The organism is Actinomycetospora cinnamomea (assembly GCF_003096675.1).
Classification (GTDB): domain Bacteria; phylum Actinomycetota; class Actinomycetes; order Mycobacteriales; family Pseudonocardiaceae; genus Actinomycetospora; species Actinomycetospora cinnamomea.
Genome location: NZ_QEKW01000003.1, coordinates 393,290 through 409,978, shown reverse-complemented (window position 1 = coordinate 409,978; position 16,689 = coordinate 393,290). Strand labels below are relative to the sequence as shown.

Genomic DNA, 16,689 nt, shown 5'->3' with positions numbered 1-16,689 from the left:
CGCTCACAAGCGCCGTGTGTGATCAGCCCGCCGCCGGCGTCGCGGTCGCCGCGAGGGCCCCGGGCAGCACGTGGGCGGCCTCGAGCAGGCTCGGCCCGTACCAGGTGAGCAGCCGCCCGCTGACCAGCGCGGACGGGGCGTCGAACGCCTCGGGCCCATCGTCGGCGGTGAACCGGTAGGGCTCGTCGGGCAGCACGACGAGGTCGTGCGGGGGGAGCTCGGCGGGGTCGAAACGCGGGTAGCGCTCCGGGCTGTCGCCCAGCACGTTCTCCACCCCCAACCGGGCGAGGACGTCGCCGGCGAAGGTGTCGGACCCGACGGCCATCCACGGCTTGCGCCAGATCGGCACCACGGCGCGGCGCGGGCTGTCGGGCAGGGGGAGGGCGTCCCAGGCGGCGCGGGCGCCGTCGATCCATGCCGGCCGGTCCAGCCCGCACGCGGCGAGCACGCGCTCCAACGAGCGCAGCGCGCCGTCGACGGTGCGGATGTCGGTGACGTAGACCGCGAGCCCGGCCTCGCGCAGCCGCTCGAGCTCGCCGGGCTTGTTCTCCTCGGCGTTGGCCAGGACCAGGTCCGGGCGCAGCGCGACGATCGTCTCGACGTCCGGGTTCTTGGTCCCCCGCACGCGCGTGACCCCGTGGTCGTCGAGGTCGTCGGGGTGGGTGCACCAGTCGGTGGCGCCCACCAGCAGGCCCGGGGCGGTGACCGCCACGGCCTCGGTCAGCGAGGGGACGAGGCTGACCACCCGGTTGACGGTCGCGGGGAGCGTGACGCGGTGGCCCTCGTCGTCGACGACGTTCATGCCCCCAGCGTGCCACCCGAGGGAGTCCGATACCGTCGGTACCGGCAACTTCTGCGTGACCGGAGGCACACCCGTGGACCGTTGGGCGTCGGGCATCGACACCGCCTGGCTGCAGCTCGAGCAGCCGACCAACCGGATGGTCGTGCACGGGGTGCTGTTCTGCGACGGCCCCGTGGACGTCGGGACGGTGCGCGAGCGGGTCGCGCAGCGCTGGGTGCCCCGCTACCCCGGTCTGCGGCAGCGACCGCAGTGGTCGGCGGGCGGTCTCGGGCCGGTCCGCTGGGTCGACGACGAGCCGGACCTCACCGCCCACGTCGACACGGTCCCGCTCGAGACGCCGGGCGACGACGCCGCGCTGGCCCGGCACGTCGGGCAGCTGATGTCGCGGCCGCTGCCCACCGACCGGCCGTGGTGGGCGATGCACGTGCTGACGGGGTGGGAGGGCGACGGGACCGCGGTGGTGGTGAGCATCCACCACGGGCTCGCCGACGGCGTCGCCCTCAACCACCTCTTCCACGCCCTGGCCGACGACCCGCCCGGCACCGACGAGGGCACCCCCGTCGCGTACGCCGCACCCCCGAAGCGGCGCCGCGGGGTGCGGGACGTGCGCCTCGTGCGGCGGGAGATCCCGCAGCGCCTGCGGCGCCTGACCCGCACGGTCGCCGGGTCGTCGCGGCCCGGGGGAGCGGAGGAGCTCGCGGCCACGGGCACCGCGATCGGGCGCTCCACGGCGCTGATCGTGCGCCCGCCCGCCGACGCCGAGACCGCGCTGCGGGGCGAGCTGGGCACCGCGAAGTCGGCGCGCTGGACCCGCTCGGTGGACCTGGCGACGATCAAGAAGGTCGGCGGGGAGCACGGGGCGAGCGTCAACGACGTCCTGTGCGCGGCGATCGCCGGCGCCCTGCGGGAGTACCTGGGCGAGTCCGGGGGCGGGGACGACGTCCCTCGCCTGCGCGCGGTCATGCCCACGAACCTGCGCCGCCTCGACCGGCCGGTGTCGCACTGGCTGGGCAACGAGTTCGGTCTGGTGCTGCCGACGATCCCCACCGACGAGCCCGACCCGGACCGGCGCATCGAGCGGGTGCGCCGCACGATGGCCTCGATCAAGCGGACCAACCAGGCCCTGGCCACCTTCATCGGCATCGCGGCCGCCGGCCACGGACGCTCGGCCTGGACCCAGCGCCTCGTCCGCCGTTACGCCGAGGCGGCCAGCCTCATCATCACGAACGTGCCCGGTCCGGTCCGGGAGCTCACGATCGCCGGCACGCGGGTGCGCGACCTGCTGTTCTGGGTGCCCTGCTCCGGCCAGCTCGCGCTCGGCGTGAGCATCCTGAGCTACGCCGGTCGCGTGCGCCTGGGCGTCGCGGCCGACACCGGCGTGCTGGGCGGTGAGCACGGAGTCGACCGCTTCCTCGCCGCGCTCGACGGGCAGCTCGCGCGGCTCTGACCTTGTCCACCCGGTCGGCCGATGGTTCCCTGAGCGGACACACCGCCGACTCGCGGGATGACGCCATGGCAGGACCGAAGCAGGGTCACGACGACCACCTCCGGCCCGACCTGGCCGCGGTGACCACCGCCCAGCAGCAGACCTGGTCCAGCGGTGATTTCCACGAGATCGCCCGTCAGAACGTCGTGATCGCCGAAGCCTTGTGCGCGGCCGCGGACCCGCACGCCGGGCAACGCGTGCTCGACGTGGCCTGCGGCAGCGGCACGGCAGCTCTCGTGGCCGCCCGTCGCTACTGCGAGGTGACAGGTATCGACTACGTGCCGCACCTCCTCGAGCGCGCTCGACAGCGGGCCCGGGCCGAGGGTCTCGCGATGGACCTCCAGGCCGCCGACGCCCAGGCCCTGCCCTTCCCGGACGCGAGCTTCGACGTGGTCCTCTCGGTGTACGGCGTGCAGTTCGCGCCGGACCAGGCCGCAGCCGCGGCCGAGTTGCTCCGTGTCTGCCGTCGCGGCGGCACCATCGGCCTGGCGGGGCCGGTGCCGGACGGTTGGAGCGGTGACCTCTTCGCGACCCACGCCGAGCACGCGCCGCCCCCCGCCGGCGTGCCGCCACCGTCACGCTGGGGGACGGAGGACGGTGTGCACGAGCTGCTGGGCGGCGGCACGGTCTCGATCGACAACCGGCGCGCCACCGCGCTGCAGTACTACCGCTCGACCCGCCACGCGGTCGAGGTCTTCTCCACCTGCTTCGGGCCCACCCTCCGTGCCCTGAACGTGGTCGGGCCCCAGGGACGCGAGTCGTTCCTCGCCGACCTGGCCGCGGTCTTCGAGCGCTACGACCGCGCGGACGACGGCACGGCCGTGGTGGAGAACACCTATCTGCGGACGGTCGCGGTCAGGGGGTGACCTCGGGCCCGGATGCTCGAGCAGCACAGGTGCTCATCTGCGGTGGAGCCGCGACCTACATCGAGCGCCGGTACTGCCCGCCGACCTCGAAGAACGCGTCGGTGAGCTGGCCCAGGGTGCACACGCGGGCCGCCGACATCAGCTCGGCGAAGACGTTGCCGCCCGAGGTCGCGACGTCCTGCAGGCGGCGCAGGGCCTCGGGGGCGGTGTCGGCGTGCCGGGCCTGGAAGTCGGCCACCCGCTGCAGCTGGGACCGCTTCTCGTCCTCGGTGCCGCGGGAGAGCTCGAGCTCGGGTGCCTCCTGCTCGGCGTCCTCGGGCGGCAGGAAGGTGTTGACGCCGACGATCGGCAGCGTGCCCTCGTGCTTGCGCGACTCGTACAGCATCGACTCGTCCTGAATCTTGCCCCGCTGGTAGCCGGTCTCCATCGCGCCGAGGACGCCGCCGCGCTCGGCGAGGCGGTCGAACTCGGCGAGCACGGCCTCCTCGACGAGGTCGGTGAGCTCGTCGATGACGAACGAGCCCTGGAGAGGGTTCTCGTTCATCGACAGGCCCCACTCGCGATTGATGATCAGCTGGATGGCCAGCGCGCGGCGCACCGACTCCTGCGACGGGGTGGTCACGGCCTCGTCGTAGGCGTTGGTGTGCAGCGAGTTCGCGTTGTCGTAGAGCGCGCAGAGCGCCTGCAGCGTCGTGCGGGTGTCGTTGAAGTTCATCTCCTGCGCGTGCAGCGACCGCCCCGAGGTCTGCACGTGGTACTTCAGCTTCTGGCTGCGCTCGTTCGCCCCGTAGCGGTCCCGCATGGCGACGGCCCAGATGCGCCGCGCGACCCGCCCGATCACGGAGTACTCGGCGTCCATGCCGTTGGAGAAGAAGAACGACAGGTTGGGCGCGAAGTCGTCGATGTCCATCCCGCGGGCGAGGTAGGACTCGACGTAGGTGAAGCCGTTCGCGAGCGTGAACGCGAGCTGGCTGATGGGGTTCGCCCCGGCCTCGGCGATGTGGTAGCCCGAGATCGACACCGAGTAGAAGTTGCGCACCCCGTGGGAGATGAACCACTCCTGGATGTCGGCCATCATCCGCAGCGAGAACTCGGTGGAGAAGATGCAGGTGTTCTGGCCCTGGTCCTCCTTGAGGATGTCGGCCTGCACCGTCCCGCGGACGTTGCGGTAGGCGTGCTCGGCGAGCTCCGCGCGCTCGTCCTCGGACGGCTCACGGCCCTCGCGCTCGCGGAACGCGTCCACCTGCTGGTCGACCGCGGCGTTGAGGAAGAACGCCAGCATCGCCGGCGCCGGGCCGTTGATGGTCATCGACACCGATGTGGTGGGCGAGGTCAGGTCGAACCCGGAGTAGAGCACCTCCATGTCGTCCAGCGACGCGATCGACACCCCGGACGTGCCGACCTTCCCGTAGACGTCGGGCGGCGTGGCCGGGTCGTGGCCGTAGAGGGTCACCGAGTCGAACGCGGTCGACAGGCGCTTGGCCGGCGAGTCCTGCGACAGGTAGTGGAAGCGGCGGTTGGTGCGGAACGCGTCGCCCTCGCCGGCGAACATGCGCGCCGGGTCCTCGCCCTCGCGCTTGAACGCGAACACCCCGGCCGTGAACGGGAAGTGGCCGGGCAGGTTCTCCTTGCGCAGGAACCGCAGGATCTCCTCGTCGGCGGTGAACGGCGGCAGCGCGACGCGGTTGACCTTGTTGCCCGAGAGGGTCTCGCGGGTCAGCTGCGTGCGCAGTTCCTTGTCCCGCACGTGGACGACCATCTCGTCGCCGGCGTAGGCCTCGACGGTCTCCGGCCAGGTGTCGAGCAGCGCCGCCGCCTCGCCGGACAGGTCGCGCTCGGCCTCGGCGAGCACCGCGGGCAGCTCGCCGGCGTCGCGGTCGCCCAGCGCCGCGGCGGCCTCGCGCAGCGCCGCGCGCCGCCGGGCCGCGGCGACCATCGCCTCGGTGTCGGCGTGGTAGCCGCGCACCGTGCCGGCGATGTCGGCGAGGTAGCGGGAGCGCTCGGGCGGGATGGAGGCGGCGTAGTCGGTGGACGTCTTGGTGTCGGGGATGGTCAGCCGGCCCTCGCCGACCGACATGCCGTGCTCGGCGAGCAGCGAGCGCAGGTGTCCGTAGAGCGCGGTGACCCCGTCGTCGTGGAAGGTCGCCGCGCTGGTGCCGTAGACCGGCATGTCCTCCCAGGAGGCGCCGAACGCGTCGCGGTTGCGCACCAGCTGGCGGGCGACGTCACGGCGGGCGTCGTCGGCGCCGCGACGCTCGAACTTGTTGATGGCCACGACGTCCGCGAAGTCCAGCATGTCGATCTTCTCGAGCTGCGACGCGGCGCCGAACTCCGGGGTCATGACGTACAGCGAGGCGTCGACGTGGTCGACGATGCCGGCGTCCCCCTGGCCGATGCCCGGCGTCTCGACGATGACGAGGTCGACCCCGGACGCGCGCAGCAGCGTGATCGCGTCGGACAGGTGCTCGGGCAGCGTCCCCCCCGAGTTCGACCCCCTCTGGCTCCGGCTGGCCATCGACCGGAAGTAGACCTGCGGCCCGCCGAGGGAGTTCATCCGGATGCGGTCGCCGAGCAGCGCCCCGCCGCCCTTGCGCCGCGTCGGGTCGACCGCGAGGACCGCGATCCGCAGCTTGTCCTCCTGGTCGAGGCGGAAGCGCCGGACGAGCTCGTCGGTCAGCGACGACTTGCCCGAGCCACCGGTGCCCGTGATGCCGAGGACGGGCACCGTGCGGCCGTCGAGCGCCGCGACCGCCCGCTCGCGCACCTCGCCGGGCAGGGCGCCGGCCTCGGCCACGCTGATCGCGCGGGCGAGCGTCGCGGGCTCGCCGGTGAACACGCCGTCCCAGCTCGACGGCGGCTGCGCGCCGAGGTCGACGTCGCAGGCCCGGATCATCGTGTTGATCATCCCGGGCAGGCCCATCCGCTGGCCGTCGGTGGGGGAGAAGATGTGGGCGACGCCGTGGGCGTGCAGCCGGTCGATCTCGTCGGAGACGATCACGCCCCCGCCGCCGCCGTAGACCTTGACGTGGCCCGCGCCGCGCTCGCGCAGCAGGTCGACGAGGTAGGAGAAGTACTCGACGTGCCCGCCCTGGTACGAGCTGATCGCGACGCCGTGCGCGTCCTCCTGGATGGCCGCGGTGACGACCTCGTCGACCGACCGGTTGTGCCCGAGGTGGACCACCTCGGCACCCTGCCGCTGCAGGATGCGCCGCATGATGTTGATCGCCGCGTCGTGCCCGTCGAACAGGCTCGCCGCGGTGACGAAGCGGATCGGGTGGGTCGGGACGTACAGCTCGTCCGTCATCGTTCCTCGCAGTCCGGGTCGGCGCCTCGGTCAGAATAGTAGGACGTCATAGCTTTTCGCGGGAGCGACGCCGGTCACTCACACGGTGAAGCTGCTGTTGGGCCATAAGAGTGATGAGAAACCCCCGTGCCGCCGACTCTGATTACTGTGCGTTCCAGCGGAACCACCGTGCCCGCGCCGATCCCCCCGCACCCCGTCCTCCCCGGGAGACGCCATGAGCACCTCCACGCCGCCCTCCGCCTCGTCCGGGTCCGAGGACCCCGCCGCCCGCCCGACGGCCGTCGTGGGCCAGGTCCCCGAGTCCGCCCAGCACACCGCGGTGGTCGGTCAGGTCCCCGGCGCCGGCGCCCCGACGGCGTACGGACCCGTGGGTCCTCCCGGATACCCGCCGTCGGGGTACGACCAGGCCGCGTACGCCGCGCCGCGGTACACCGACGCGACCGTTCCGGCGCCGTACGCCGGCTACGGACCCGGCCGGCCGCCCACCGGCGGCATGCCCTACGCCGGCTACGGCGCCCCCGCGCCGGCGCCGCGGAAGCGCGGCTGGATCGCGTGGCTGATCGGCGGCATCGCGCTGGTGCTGGTGGCCGGCGTCGTCGCGGCGTACCTGCTGCTCTCGGGCGGGGGCACGTTCATCGGGGTGTCGTCGAACCGTGTCGCGATCCCCGACGCCAGCACCAGCGGCGTCACCGACACCGTCGTCCTCGACGGCTCCGGCACGGTGCAGAACGTGCACCTCGAGGCGTCGATCACCCACCCCTACACCTGCGACCTCACCGTCCGCCTGATCTCGCCACAGGGCACCCAGGTCACCGTCGCCGACCCGACCGAGTGCACCCGGTCGAACCCGAACCTGCCCGTCAACCTCGACGGCAGCACGGCCGGCAGCCCGCTCGCGGCGTTCGTCGGGGAGGAGGCCGGCGGCGAGTGGCGCCTGCAGGTCATCGACTCGGTGGGCATCGACCAGGGCACGCTGACCGGCTGGGGCCTGACCGTCCAGGCCGGCTGACGCGCGCACCGAAGGACGCCCTCGCTGCTCCTGACGCAGCGAGGGCGTCCCTCGCTCCTCCTGGTGCGCCGAGTCCCCCGGCTCGCGACGCAGCGAGGGCGTCCTTCGCTGCTCCCGACGCAGCGAGGGCGTCCCTCGCTGCACCCCAGGGTCGGGTCAGCGGGTGCGCTCGGCCTGCAGCGCGAGCACGCCGACGAGCGAGCCGGCGCCGAGGAGCTCGCCGGCCAGCGCGAGCCGGACGGCCTCGGCGAACGGGATCCACCGCGCGCGGCCCGGCTCGTGGGGATCGAGGGGCAGGTCGCCCGGGACGGCTCCGGTCCACACGTGCACCGACATCGGGGCCTGGGCGGCGCCGGGCAGCGGCTCGAAGGCCACGAGCGTGCGCCCCGGCCCGACCGGGCGCCACCCGGTCTCCTCGGCGGCCTCGCGCGACGCCGCGGCCATCGGGTCCTCGCCCGGGTCGACCACACCGCCGGGCAGCTCCCAGCCGTCGCGGTCCACGACGTGGCGGTGGGTACGGAGCACGAGGACCCGATCCTCCTCGTCGAGGACGAGCGCAATGGCCGCGCGGGGAAATATTGCCCGATCGTGAGGGAAACGGTCGCCGGCCGGCGCAGTAACATCCGCCACCTCCACACGAACGGTGCGCCCGGTGTATGCGGTGTGGCGTGAATGTTCGACCCAGGAATGATGGTTCGATTGTGGGGTGTCCTGGGTCATGAACCGGGGTACATGGCAGGCCCGAGCGCTTGATCACCAACTGGTGGAGGAACGAAGTTGATCATTCTGGGTGTCATCCTCATCATTCTCGGAGTGGTGTTGGGCATCAACATCATCACCACCATCGGCATCATCCTCGCCGTCGTCGGGCTCGTGCTGACGATCCTGGGCGCCGTCGGGCGTGGTGTGGGTGGTCGCAAGACCTACTTCTAGGACATGTGTCCGGGCGCCCCGTCTCCTCGCGAGGGGACGGGGCGCTCTGGCGTCGTCAGCCCGCGGGGGGCCTGGTTCGGTCGTCCCGGAACGGGAACGCGCCCAGCGCCTCCCACGGCCCACCGCGGTAGCGCCACAGCCCCACGCCGGTGACCGTCGCGGTCCAGGGGCGATGGGAAGCCGCGAGCTCGGCGAGCGTCGCCCGCGCGGTCTCCGGGTCGACCTTGTTCTGCACGGTGACGTGCGGGCGCCACCGCTGCCGGTCCTGGTGGGTGAGGTCGGCGGCGAAGCGCCGGGCGATCTCCTCGTGCACCCGCACCAGCTCCGGCGCGTCGATGCGGTGCGCCACCCCGTGCCCCAGCGCGAACGGCTCGCCGATCCCCGCCGACGGCGCCGGCCGGTCCGTCACGTCCTCCAGCGCCGCCGCCACCTCGTCGGCCCGGTCGCCGGGCAGGGCGTGGAAGAGGGTCAGGTGGGCGCCGACGATCCGGCGCCCGGGCGGGAACCACCGCCGGCGGCGGGCGTCCAGCTCGGCCTGGCTGTCGGCGTCGAGCAGGGCCGAGACGATCAGGGGATCGGTGTCGGTCACGGCGCCGCCGGGCCTCGGGCCCAGCCGCCGGGGTCGTCCCACGCCTGCAGCACCCGCCGGCTGGTGAATCGGCATCGCCCGCCGGTGCGCGGATCCGGGAACGCGAGCTCACGCGCGAGCAGCTGGAGCGGCGCGCGGAAGTCGTCGAGCGGGACGTCGCGGACCTGCGGGTAGAACGGGTCGCCGAGCAGCGGGAGGCCGAGGGAGGTCATGTGCACCCGCAACTGGTGGGTGCGCCCCGTCCGCGGCGTGAGCCGGTACCGCCCGATCCCGTCGCGCGCCTCGAGGAGTTCCACGAGCGTCTCGGCGTTCGGCTCGCCGGGCACCTCCTGCGCGGTCAGCACGCCGCGCTCCTTGACGATGCGGCTGCGCACCACCCGCGGCAGCGCGACCGCCGGGTCGTGCGGCGCGACCGCCTCGTAGACCTTCTCGACGCGCCGGTCGCGGAAGAGGTTCTGGTACGTGCCGCGCCTCGACGGTTCGACGACGAACAGCACGAGGCCGGCGGTGACCCGGTCGAGCCGGTGGGCGGGGCTCAGCGCCGGCAGCCCGAGGCGGTGCCGCAGCCGCACCAGCGCCGTCTCGCGCACGTGGCGACCGCGCGGGATCGTCGCGAGGAAGTGCGGCTTGTCGACGACGACGATCTCCTCGTCGCGGTGCACGACGTCCGGCTCGAAGGGCACCGGCGCCTCGTCCGGCAGGTCGCGGTGGAACCACACCACGGCCCGCGGCACGAACGGCGTCTCGGGGCCGAGCGGGCCGTCGTGGTCGACGATCCGCCCCTCGGCGAGCATCGCGTCCACCCGCGCGGGCGGCACGGGCAGCCGGTCGACGAGGTGGTCGCGCAACGTCGCCCACGGCCCGGCGTCGGGCAGGCGCACGCGGGCGGGGTCGAGCCCGTCGCGCGGCGGGAGCGGGGGAGCGGCGCGAGGCACGGGTCCGAGGTTAGATGAGCGCCCGCGCCAGCCCCGTGGTCAGCCGGTCGAGGGTGGCCTCCGGCACCGTGCGGTAGTCGGGCCGCCCGCGGTGGCTCCACATCCGCTCGGCGAAGGTCCACGCGAGATCCCTGGTACCGGTGACGAGGATGTCGCCGAGCACGTTGCCCGCGCGGTCGAAGATCGACCCGTGCCCGCCGACGTCCGACCACGGGGCGTCGAAGGAGTTGCAGAGCTCGTCCATGTTCCGCTCGAAGATCGTGTTGATCGCGAGGTAGTCGTCGTACTGCTGGCGGGGCGTGCCCAGCGGCACCCGGTGGCGCTCCCAGACGTCGAGCAGGGCGAACGCGAGGTCGAAGTTGACGTGGGCGTTCACCCCGGCGGCGGCGAAGCGCCACGGGTCGGTCTCCTCGTCCCGTCGGCGCTCGAACAGCAGCTGCCAGCACCCCGGGGCCGTCCCGCCACCGTGGGCGGCCAGGGCGTCGAGGTAGCGCCGGGCGAAGGCGACGTCGAGCTCGAGGATGAAGTCGCCCGGGCAGGAGAACAGCTCGCCCGCGTCGTAGCCGGCGAGGACGTCGACGGTGATCTGGTGGTAGAGCCGGGTGAAGCACGCGATGCCGTCCTCCTCCCCACGCGGCGACAGCACGGCGGCACGCTCGGCGATGCGCGCCAGCCGGTCCACGACGCCGGGCACGTCGGTGGGCCGTGGGTCGGCGAGGGCCGCCAGGGCGGCGAGGTTGTCCTGGAGCGTCTCGGTCACGGTGTCCCCCCGGTGCGGTCGGAGCTGGTCGGGCGCGCGCGGATGCGCTGGAGCAGGGCGGCGGCCTGGGTGCGCGAGCGGGTGCCGGTCTTGGTGAGCACGCGGGAGACGTGCACCGCCACGGTCCGCTCGCTGATGTACAGCCGCTGGGCGATCTGGCGGTTGGAGAGGCCCTCCGCGAGGACGGCGAGGATCTCGTGCTCCCGCGGGGTGAGGCCGGCGAGCTCCGGCGCGCGGCGCTCGGCCGTGCTGCGGCCCGCGGTGCCGGCGCCGCCGCTGACCACCGCGTCGCCGGCGTGGGCGATGTCGATGCGGGCGCGCCGGGCCAGGGCGGCGATCTCGTCGAGGAACGGCCGCGCGCCCATCCCGGTGGCCGTCTCGGCGGCGGCGCGCAGGGCCCGGGCGGCCTCCCCGCGGCGTGCGCCGGTCGCGAGCAGGGCGTCGGCGCGGCGCAGCAGCGCGTAGGCGGCGGGGTAGGGGTTGAGCAGCGCGCTCCAGGTCTCGGCCACCTTCCCCCAGGCCACCGGGTCGGGAGCGCCTGCCGCGCGCCCGGCCTCGGCGTGGCACATGCGGACGTAGGCGAGCACGGTGCGACGCAGGGCGGGGACGGTGTGGGGCACCCGTGCCTCGAGCCGCGTCATGTGCCGGCCGAGGCGTTCCAGGGCGGTCCGGTCGACGGGCACGCCGCGGACGACGGCCTCGGCCTCGGCGCGCAGCCCGTGCCAGACGAGCGGGGCGACGAGGAAGACGTCGTCGGGGGTGCGCTCGGCGACGTCGAGGCCGCGGGCGACGAGGTCGCGCGCCAGGTCGGGGCGTCCCCGCCACATCTCGATGCCCGAGCGCAGGGTCAGCAGCGGCACCCGGTAGCGCGAGGCCACGGTGCCGCGCCGCGGGGTCTCGGCCGAGGCGGCCTCGTCCGGCGCGGCGGCACCCGGCGGCGGGGCCTCCTCGCCCGTCCCGTCGAGGGCGAGCAGGTCGACGGCACGCAGGTCCTCGTCGGCCTCGACGAACTCGCCGCGACCGACCTGCAGGCGGCAGCGGGCGAGCCGCACCTCGAGCGCGTCGGCGCCGGTGGGGCGCAGCGCCCAGGCCTCGTCGACGGCGTCGGAGGCCTCCGACCAGCGTCCGAGGCGGAACAGCCCGTTGGCCGCGGTGGCCAGCAGGCGCACGCCGGTGGAGCGGGCGAGCCCGAGGTCACGCATCCGCGCGACACCCTGCCGGGCGATCTCGACGCCCTCGTGCAGCTCGCCGAGCGGTCCGGAGAGCAGGTCCGCCCACGCCTGGTACGCCCGGCCCACGGCGGCCGCGTCGCCGGTGCGCTCCGCGATCATCAGGCCCTCGGACACGGCCGCGAGCCCGGCGTCGGGGTTCTCCAGATAGGCCAGCGCGAAGCCGAGCGTGGCGAGCATCGCCGCCTGCTCGGCCTGCTCGCCCCCGGCGCGGGACACCGCGAGCGCCTGCTCGGCCTCGCGCCGCGCGCCGCTGACGTCCCCGGTGATCAGCAGCGCCTCGGCGTACGCCGCGTGCACGGCGGCGAGCGCCGGGTCCCGGTCGGTGCCGCCGGCGCGCGATGCCGCACGCCCGGCGTCGTGCAGCACCCGCACCGCGTCCGCGGTGTGCCCCGCGTCGAGCAGCGAGCGCCCCAGCCGCACCACGGCGGGCAGCTCGCCGACGCCCGCCCCGGCGGGGTCGGGCACCAGCCGGCGCAGCAGGGCGACCGCGGCGTCGTACTCGCCGGCGAGCTGGGCGCTGTCGGCGGCCCGGCGCAGCAGCACCCCCGCGTCGCGGTCGGCGGGGGGCAGGGCCCGGGGCACGTGGCCGGGCAGCAGGGACGCGGTGGGGGAGCCCCGGTCGGTCGCGAGGTCGAGGGCGGCCATCCAGTGCCGGTGCGCGGTACCGAACTCGTGCATCCGCTCGGCGAGGTCGGCGGCGTGCACCACCGCGGGCAGCGCGCGCTCGGGGTCGTCGGCGCGCGCCCAGTGGTGGGCCCGCCGCAGCGTCACCGCCGGGTCCGGGTCGCCGCCGTCGGTCGCCTCCTCCAGCGCCAGCGCGTACCGGCGGTGCAGGCTGCGGCGCTCGCCGGGCATCAGCTCGGCGGCGACCACGTCGCGCAGGAGCCCGTGGCGCAACGCGTACGCCTCGCCGTGGTCGACGACGACCATCGCCGCCTCCGCGGCCTCGCGCAGCGCGGCGAGCAGGTCGTCCTCCGGTAACGCCACGACGGCGGCCAGCAGGCGGTGGGCCACCGGCTCCTCGCCGAGCGAGAGCGCGGCCACGACCGTCTGCGCGGGGCGGGACAACCCCGCGAGCCTGCCGAGCACCAGCCCGCGCAGGCCGGGGGACAGGCCGTCGGCGGCGCCCTCGGACACCGCGGCCATCGTCTCGGCGACGATGAACGCGTTGCCCCCGGAGCGGTGCCACACCAGGGCGGCGAGGTCGTCGTCGCCGCCCTCGTCGCGCACGATCTCCTCGACGGCGTCGCGGGGCAGCGGGGCGAGCTCGAGCATCCGCACGGCGCGGTCGCGGGCGAGCTCGGGCAGCATCCGGCGCAGCGGGTGGGCGGGGTCGAGGGCGTCGGAGCGCGCGGTGGCCACGACGAGGACGGGCTCGTCGGCGAGGTGGGCGACCAGGGAGACCAGCAGCTCGCGGGTGGTGCGGTCGGCCCAGTGCAGGTCGTCGACCACGAGCAGGACCGGTGCGGCGGCGGCGAGGTCGACCAGCACGCGCCGTACGAGCTCGAGCAGGTGGCCGCCGGACACCGCCGTCGCCGGCCCGGGCTCGAGCAGCGCGGCCAGCTCCTCGCGCGACTGCTCCAGCGCGGCGCCGGCGGCGCGGACGGCGGGCGGCGCGTCGTCGGGCGCGCGCAGCAGGCGGCGCAGGCCTGTCGCGACGGGCCAGAGCGGCAGCTGCTCGCCGACGTCGACGGCCGCGCCGCTGACGACGACGCCCCCGTCGTCCTCGACACGTGCGGCCAGCCCCCGCACGAGCCTGCTCTTGCCGGCGCCGGCGTCGCCGGTGACCACCACGGTCAGCGCGCCCGCACCGCGGGCGCGGTCCCAGGCGCGGGCCAGCACCGCGGCGTCGGCGGCGCGCCAGGCGGCACCGACCGCCGCGTCCGCTCCGCCCGCCGTCACCGTGGTCCCCCCGGCCCGTCGCGGCGGCAGGCCGGGTCCCGGGGCCGCCGACGTGGCACCTCGGCGACGCTAGAGCGGTCCGCGCCACCCCGTCCAGACGTCTACGCACGGGCCGCGGGGCCTAGTCATTTCTGCTGATGTGGCGTCGCCGGGCGATGGGCGAGGGTGGGCCGCGAGGGCGGGACGACGGTTGTCGGGGCTGGAGAAGTGTCCGTCGCTCCGGCGTCCTCGCTCGCCCAGGGCTGCGGCCGGGCGCGCGACGGGAGGGGGAGGCGGGGCTTCGAGCCCGGCTCCGGGGGGATGTCGGCTCGCCCCGTCTCCCCTTTCCCCGCGCGAGCGTCAGCTCCAGAGGCGTCCGGTGGCGATGGCCGCGCCGGCCGACAGCGCCCGGAACTTCTCCCACACCACGCTCGGGTGCACCTCGGGGGAGTAGCTCGCGCGCGAGGAGAACCCGCAGTCCGCGCCGGCGATGACGTTCTCCCGGCCGACGCACGAGGCGTACCAGCCGATCATGTCGGCGATCAGCTCCGGGTGCTCCACGTAGTTCTGCGCGTGGCCCAGCAGCCCGGGGACGAGCACCGCGCCCTCGGGCAGCGGGATGTCCTGCCAGATCTTCCACTCGTGCATGTGGCGGGGGTTGGCCACCTCGAACGAGTACGCGCCGGCGCGGATCGCCAGCATGTGCGGCGCGACCTCGGCCATGCCGATGTCGTGGACCCGCGGCCCGTGGTTGAGCCCGTAGCAGGTGTGCAGGCGGATGCGGTCGGTCGGGATGCCGCGCAGCGCGTGGTTGACGATCTCGGCGTGCTCGCGGGCGGTCCGCTCGCGCTCCGCGGGCTCCAGCGACGGGTCCGAGAGGATCTCGATGAGCCACGGGTCGTCGATCTGCAGCAGCAGTCCCGCGTCGACGATCGCCAGGTACTCCTCGCGCAGCGCCTCCCCGACGGCCTCGTAGTACTCGTGGTCGGACGCGTAGAACTCGTTGCGCCCGAACCCGCGCGGCGACGTCGACGGCATGAACGCCTCGACCACGCCGCTGACCCCGGCCAGGGCCTTGTGCAGGTTGGCGATGTCGGTCTGCAGCTCCTCGTGGCCGGTGTAGGACACGGGCCCGACGCACGCGACGGTCTGCATCGGGGCGACGGTCTTGGTGTACTTGCCGAGGTAGTCCGCGTAGTACTCGGGGAAGGCGTCGATCTCGACCTGCCACGACGGCGGGAGCAGCCGCTCGCCCGAGTCGGGGGAGAAGCCGTCGAGCCGGCGCTGGACGTAGGTCGCGAAACTGACCTTGCCCATCTCGCCGTCGGTGACGACGTCGATGCCGGCCTCGCGCTGGCGGGCGACGACGTCGGCGACGGCGTCGGTCACCTGGCGGGCGAAGAGGTCGGCGTCGTAGGGCCGCCCGTGCTCCTTCTCCCGCATGGTGTCCAGCAGGGGCTCGGGCCGGGCGAGGCTGCCGACGTGGGTCGTCAGGACGCGGTCGCTGCTGCGCTGCATGTCCACGGACGCTAGGAGGGCCGCGACCCGGGGGCACGGGACCGTTCCGCGAGGGCGAACGCGGGTCAGTGGTGCGGGTGGCCGAGCGCGACCGCGGCGAGGGGCAGGTTTGACGAGGAAGGCCCAGCGCCATCCCTCGGAGGGCCCGCCGAGCGCGACCAGCACGCGCTCGCGGCCCCGCCCGTCGCCGAGCCGGCCGCCGGGCACGAGCGCGAGCCCGAACGTCAGCGTGCAGCCGGCGACGATCCACGACAGGTCCGCCGGCCCGGCGCCGAGGCCCTCTCGCGGAACGCGGGGAGCGCGACGTTCGCGATGCTGACGTCGACGAAGATCATGACCCCGGCGAGCATGCAGACCGCGAGTGCCTTCCACCGGCCGAGGTCGGGGCCTCGGCGGGGTGATCGCTCGCGGGCACGAGGACGTGGCTACCCGTGCCCGCGACGCCTCATGTCCTCGTCTCGTGGCCTCGCCCCTGTCCTCGGCGTGTCGCGGCACCGAGCATGTGGCGATCCTGGCGTCCAGTGCGAGCAACGCCGCATTGCTGGTACGCCCCGCTCAGCTCCGGGCGCGCTCGAGGTCCGCGGAGACCCGCGCCGCGGCCCGGCGCACGCCCTGGACGACGGCGGGCTTGCGAGGCCCGAGCACGCGGGAGGTCACACCCACGATCGACAGGGCCGCGACCGGGTGCGGGCGTCCCCCGCGGGTCAGGGTGATCGGCGCGGCGATGGACGACCAGCCGGGCTCGAACTCCTCGCGCGAGGTGGCGTATCCCTGCTCGCGGGTCTGGGCGAGGATCTGCCGGTAGCGCTGCGGGTCGACCACCGTGAACGGCGTGTACCGCCGCAGGCCGCGCTCGAGGATCGCAGTGACCAGCGCCGGGTCCGCGGCGGCCAGCACGCGCCCGGTGCTCGACGAGTGGGCCGGGTTGCGGCGGTGCTCGCTGCGGAAGCGCACGTTCATGCCGGCGGCCTCGGTGCGCTCGACGTAGAGCACGTCGGTGCCCACGACGACCCCGAGCTGCACCGTCTCGCGCACGAGCTCGCGCAGCTCGCCCATCGCGGGCAGGGCCACGTCGCGCAGCATGAGCCGGTCGACGGCGAGCTGGCCGTACTCGAACAGGCGCAGGCCCAGCCGGTAGCGGCCCGAGCCGGTGCGCTCGAGCAGCCCGCCGGTGGCCAGCGCCGCGAGCATCCGGCACGCCGTGCTCTTGGCGATGCCGAGCCGGGCGGCCACCCGCGTGGCGCCGAGCTCGGCCTCGTCGGCGAAGCAGTCGAGCACCGCGACGGCGGTGGACACCGACCGCAGCGGGGAGTCGTCCTCACCCGTCGTCGCCGTCGCGTCGAGGTCCAGCGGGGGCAGTGACAGGACGGTCAT

13 protein-coding genes are annotated in these 16,689 nt (G+C 74.5%); 4 read left to right on the top strand and 9 right to left on the bottom strand.

The annotated features are described in order from the left end of the window. Positions 1-22: 22 nt before the first annotated feature. Complete coding sequence (locus C8D89_RS08930) at positions 23-802, bottom strand: helical backbone metal receptor (protein WP_116707720.1); 780 nt, start codon at positions 800-802, stop codon at positions 23-25. Between the two features lie 73 nt (positions 803-875). On the opposite strand from C8D89_RS08930, the gene C8D89_RS08925 reads away from it, so the two are divergent. Next, positions 876-2,249 carry a wax ester/triacylglycerol synthase family O-acyltransferase gene (locus C8D89_RS08925; protein ID WP_116707719.1) on the top strand — a complete coding sequence of 458 codons (1,374 nt, stop codon included), beginning with the start codon at positions 876-878 and terminating at the stop codon, positions 2,247-2,249. A gap of 65 nt (positions 2,250-2,314) precedes the next feature. Beyond that, positions 2,315-3,154: a class I SAM-dependent methyltransferase gene (locus C8D89_RS08920; protein ID WP_116707718.1), complete on the top strand. Its 840-nt coding sequence runs from the start codon at positions 2,315-2,317 to the stop codon at positions 3,152-3,154. Positions 3,155-3,209: 55 nt separating this feature from the next. Here C8D89_RS08920 and icmF read toward each other — a convergent pair whose 3' ends face one another. After that, positions 3,210-6,458 carry a fused isobutyryl-CoA mutase/GTPase IcmF gene (gene icmF / locus C8D89_RS08915; protein WP_116707717.1) on the bottom strand — a complete coding sequence of 1,083 codons (3,249 nt, stop codon included), beginning with the start codon at positions 6,456-6,458 and terminating at the stop codon, positions 3,210-3,212. 214 nt (positions 6,459-6,672) lie between these two features. Between icmF and C8D89_RS08910 the strand changes: the two genes are divergently transcribed. Beyond that, positions 6,673-7,467: a proprotein convertase P-domain-containing protein gene (locus tag C8D89_RS08910; protein WP_116707716.1), complete on the top strand. Its 795-nt coding sequence runs from the start codon at positions 6,673-6,675 to the stop codon at positions 7,465-7,467. Between the two features lie 156 nt (positions 7,468-7,623). Here C8D89_RS08910 and C8D89_RS08905 read toward each other — a convergent pair whose 3' ends face one another. Next, entirely contained in the window at positions 7,624-8,187 is a 564-nt protein-coding gene (locus tag C8D89_RS08905; RefSeq protein WP_116707715.1) for an NUDIX domain-containing protein, read from the bottom strand. Between the two features lie 93 nt (positions 8,188-8,280). On the opposite strand from C8D89_RS08905, the gene C8D89_RS30155 reads away from it, so the two are divergent. Beyond that, complete coding sequence (locus C8D89_RS30155) at positions 8,281-8,400, top strand: DUF6131 family protein (RefSeq protein ID WP_423716838.1); 120 nt, start codon at positions 8,281-8,283, stop codon at positions 8,398-8,400. A gap of 55 nt (positions 8,401-8,455) precedes the next feature. On the opposite strand, the gene C8D89_RS08900 is transcribed toward C8D89_RS30155, so the two are convergent. The 6 genes from C8D89_RS08900 to C8D89_RS08875 form a co-directional block, all read right to left on the bottom strand. Beyond that, entirely contained in the window at positions 8,456-8,989 is a 534-nt protein-coding gene (locus C8D89_RS08900) for a 2'-5' RNA ligase family protein (protein ID WP_243417957.1), read from the bottom strand. Beyond that, positions 8,986-9,924 carry a pseudouridine synthase gene (locus tag C8D89_RS08895; RefSeq protein ID WP_116707713.1) on the bottom strand — a complete coding sequence of 313 codons (939 nt, stop codon included), beginning with the start codon at positions 9,922-9,924 and terminating at the stop codon, positions 8,986-8,988. The genes C8D89_RS08900 and C8D89_RS08895 overlap by 4 nt, the downstream gene beginning before the upstream one ends. Positions 9,925-9,934: 10 nt before the next feature. Further along, a complete protein-coding gene (locus tag C8D89_RS08890; RefSeq protein WP_116707712.1) occupies positions 9,935-10,684 on the bottom strand; it encodes a DUF5995 family protein in 750 nt (249 codons plus the stop codon). After that, positions 10,681-13,818 (bottom strand): helix-turn-helix transcriptional regulator, encoded by a 3,138-nt coding sequence (locus C8D89_RS08885; RefSeq protein WP_116707711.1) that lies wholly within the window; start codon positions 13,816-13,818, stop codon positions 10,681-10,683. Before C8D89_RS08885 ends, C8D89_RS08890 begins: the two co-directional genes overlap by 4 nt. 339 nt (positions 13,819-14,157) lie before the next feature. Next, positions 14,158-15,315 (bottom strand): cobalamin-independent methionine synthase II family protein, encoded by a 1,158-nt coding sequence (locus tag C8D89_RS08880; protein WP_116707710.1) that lies wholly within the window; start codon positions 15,313-15,315, stop codon positions 14,158-14,160. 555 nt (positions 15,316-15,870) lie between these two features. After that, positions 15,871-16,689 carry an IclR family transcriptional regulator gene (locus C8D89_RS08875; RefSeq protein ID WP_116707709.1) on the bottom strand — a complete coding sequence of 273 codons (819 nt, stop codon included), beginning with the start codon at positions 16,687-16,689 and terminating at the stop codon, positions 15,871-15,873.

Bases quoted from the DNA above. Each gene is read 5' to 3' on its own strand.
- C8D89_RS08930 (WP_116707720.1), bottom strand. From the start codon at position 802: ATGAACGTCGTCGACGACGAGGGCCACCGCGTCACGCTCCCCGCGACC.
- C8D89_RS08920 (WP_116707718.1), top strand. From the start codon at position 2,315: ATGGCAGGACCGAAGCAGGGTCACGACGACCACCTCCGGCCCGACCTG.
- icmF (WP_116707717.1), bottom strand. From the start codon at position 6,458: ATGACGGACGAGCTGTACGTCCCGACCCACCCGATCCGCTTCGTCACC.
- C8D89_RS08910 (WP_116707716.1), top strand. From the start codon at position 6,673: ATGAGCACCTCCACGCCGCCCTCCGCCTCGTCCGGGTCCGAGGACCCC.
- C8D89_RS08905 (WP_116707715.1), bottom strand. From the start codon at position 8,187: ATGACCCAGGACACCCCACAATCGAACCATCATTCCTGGGTCGAACAT.
- C8D89_RS08880 (WP_116707710.1), bottom strand. From the start codon at position 15,315: ATGCAGCGCAGCAGCGACCGCGTCCTGACGACCCACGTCGGCAGCCTC.
- C8D89_RS08875 (WP_116707709.1), bottom strand. From the start codon at position 16,689: ATGACCGTCCTGTCACTGCCCCCGCTGGACCTCGACGCGACGGCGACG.